A 2,568-nucleotide genomic window follows, 5' to 3' on the forward strand; every position below is an offset into this window, starting at 1 on the left:
GTTACCGATGTAAACCCCATTGAATCAGACGAGATGGAACCGCATTGGTTTACATTGGCCGATGTCCCTTATGAGCATATGTGGGAAGGGGACCGTACGTGGCTTCCTATGCTATTAGAGGGCAAGTTATTGAAAGGTCCTATTCGTTTTGGCCCAGATAACAGTCATGTAGAGAACATGCGTTTAACAGAGGTCGACACAGTCATGGAAAGTGAACTGTTGGCCCGTATCGATATATATATTAATGAATAGAGTGTAGTGAAAGTATAGGATGTGCTTTCACATATACCTATATTGAGGAACTATGAAAGAGATGAATAACCCCAAGTGGGTGCCACAGTTGTTGGCGTGGTATGATGTGAATAAACGGGATTTGCCGTGGCGTGACTGCGGTGACCCTTATAAGGTATGGGTATCTGAGGTGATGAGCCAACAGACCCGCATTGAGGCGATGAAGCCTTATTATGACAATTGGATGCGTTTGTTTCCAACGCTAGAGGATTTGGCAAAGGCCACCGAAGATGAAGTGGTCCATGCTTGGCAAGGCCTTGGCTATTATAGCCGTGCTCGGAATCTACGCCTAGGCGTGCAAGATGTGGTGAATAATTACGGTGGCGTGGTGCCTCATAATCGCAAGGATATGGAATCCTTGAAGGGCGTCGGTTCCTATACGGCCGGCGCTGTGTTATCCATGGCATATGGCGAGCCAGAGGTGGCCGTTGATGGTAATGTGTTGCGTATCTATGCCCGTTTGTACGGTATATTTGATGATATTTTGGGTACAAAGGGCAAGAAGGCCATAACTGCTATTGTAGAGGATACGTTGCCTCATGATAGACCAGGCGATTTTAACCAAGCCTTGATGGATTTTGGTTCAGCCGTATGTATCCCTAAGACGCCACGTTGTGGTGAGTGTCCCATTGTTAATACGTGTCATGCGTACCAATATAATGTAACCGATCAATTGCCTGTGCGTATCAAGAAAACAAAGGTTGTAGATGTGCCTGTTTTTGTAGGCATCCTTAGTTATGGCGACTATTATTTACTACATAAACGCCCTAATCGAGGTCTGTTGCGCTCTATGTGGGAATTTCCATCTGTAGAAAATGCGGATTCCTATGATGCGGCAGAATCTGGTTTAACTGAGCTCGTAGGGGCATTGGGCTTTGGTCTATCCTTACAACCAGTTATTGTGAAAGAATTAACTCATGTATTTTCTCATCGCAAATGGTTTATGAAGGTCTTTCGAGGCGATTTGCAGTATACTGGAGACCATACATCAATCGAAACGATACAAAAGCAATTACCGAAGGATTGGATGCTTATCAAACGGGATGAATTCGCCGATTATGCTTGGGCGGGACCTCATGGTAAATTGACAGAATTATGTCCTATTGTAGAATAAATTTATGAGACGAACACTGATTTTATCTCAATGTATTAGCCATTACTTGATATACAGTTAGGAGCGTATATGCAATTAATTATAAATATTGTGTTTCTCGTGGTGCTAGCCATAGCTTTTCTAGGCTTTTGGGGATTGTACCTCTATTTATGGAAACCGAAAAAACTATGGCCTGCATGGCTAGCCTATATTTTGGTAGTCGCTGGTTGGTTCTGTGCGGTGCGATACTATTTCTTATACCAAGTTGACCTATACGGCACGCCTTGGTACGAATGGCTTAACTTGTTTAGAACGGAAAGCTATGGCGTAGTATTTGCCATATTCTTGTGCATACCTGTTTTTATCGTATTGGCCTTGATCTATGCGCTGGTGAACCGTATTTCCCATAAGGTCCCCGTAGAAGAACGGACAGGGCGCCGTGCTTTCTTTAGAACCGTAGGTACCCTTGTACCTTTGGCTGCCATGGGTGGTGCTGGTTATGCTGCCTATGAGGGGCAACGAGAAATCGTTGTAACCCATGAAAGCTTTGGTTATACCAATCTACCGTCAGGGCTTGCAGATTATAAGATTGTACAACTCAGTGATATCCATATTGGGCCAAGCATCGACCTAGATGACTTTGACGAAATCTTGCGATTAGCACTATTAGAACACCCAAACCGCGTTGTCATCACCGGTGACCTTATCGACAAGATACAATGGCTACCTGAAGTCTGTGATCGCTTAAAGGTATTTGCAAAACAAATTCCAGATGGTGTAGATTATATCCTTGGCAATCATGAATTCCATCATGATGTCAATAAAATCGTTGATGATATTAAAACAAAAACACCATTAAACGTATTGATTAATGACAACATCCAAATCATGGGTGGTAAACAACCGGTCTATATTGCTGGCGTATCCTATGACAATGAACGTCGCAAAGAAAACCGTGAAGCCATGATTGATAAGGCCTTGTCCGGTATCCCTAATAATGCCTTTGTTATTCTGTTGGCCCACCATCCAGAATTCTTTGATGAAGCCATTGAACGCAATGTGCCATTAACCTTGTCCGGCCATACTCACGGTGGACAAATTATTCTCTTTGGCATGCCTTGGGTACCGATTGGTACACCATATGTAAAAGGTCGCTATACAGAGAAAAATAGCGTATGTTACGT

The 2,568-nt window shown here is 43.4% G+C and carries 2 protein-coding genes and 1 pseudogene; all 3 read left to right on the plus strand.

What is annotated here, in order from left to right; all coding sequences use genetic code 11:
• A pseudogene (locus RYP29_RS08870) lies at window positions 1–252 on the plus strand (DNA mismatch repair protein MutT); the annotation flags it as partial.
• 52 nt (window positions 253–304) lie between these two features.
• The gene (mutY, locus tag RYP29_RS08875; RefSeq protein ID WP_311533209.1) at window positions 305–1,405 is read left to right on the plus strand and encodes an A/G-specific adenine glycosylase; all 1,101 of its coding nucleotides are present in this window, start codon (window positions 305–307) and stop codon (window positions 1,403–1,405) included.
• A gap of 69 nt (window positions 1,406–1,474) precedes the next feature.
• Window positions 1,475–2,568 (plus strand): metallophosphoesterase (locus RYP29_RS08880; RefSeq protein ID WP_311533211.1); only part of this gene is annotated, 1,094 nt, incomplete at its 3' end.

The organism is uncultured Veillonella sp. (assembly GCF_963534045.1).
Taxonomy (GTDB): Bacteria; Bacillota; Negativicutes; order Veillonellales; family Veillonellaceae; genus Veillonella.

Coding starts and splice junctions, on each gene's coding strand:
- mutY (WP_311533209.1), top strand. CDS start 305: ATGAAAGAGATGAATAACCCCAAGTGGGTGCCACAGTTGTTGGCGTGG.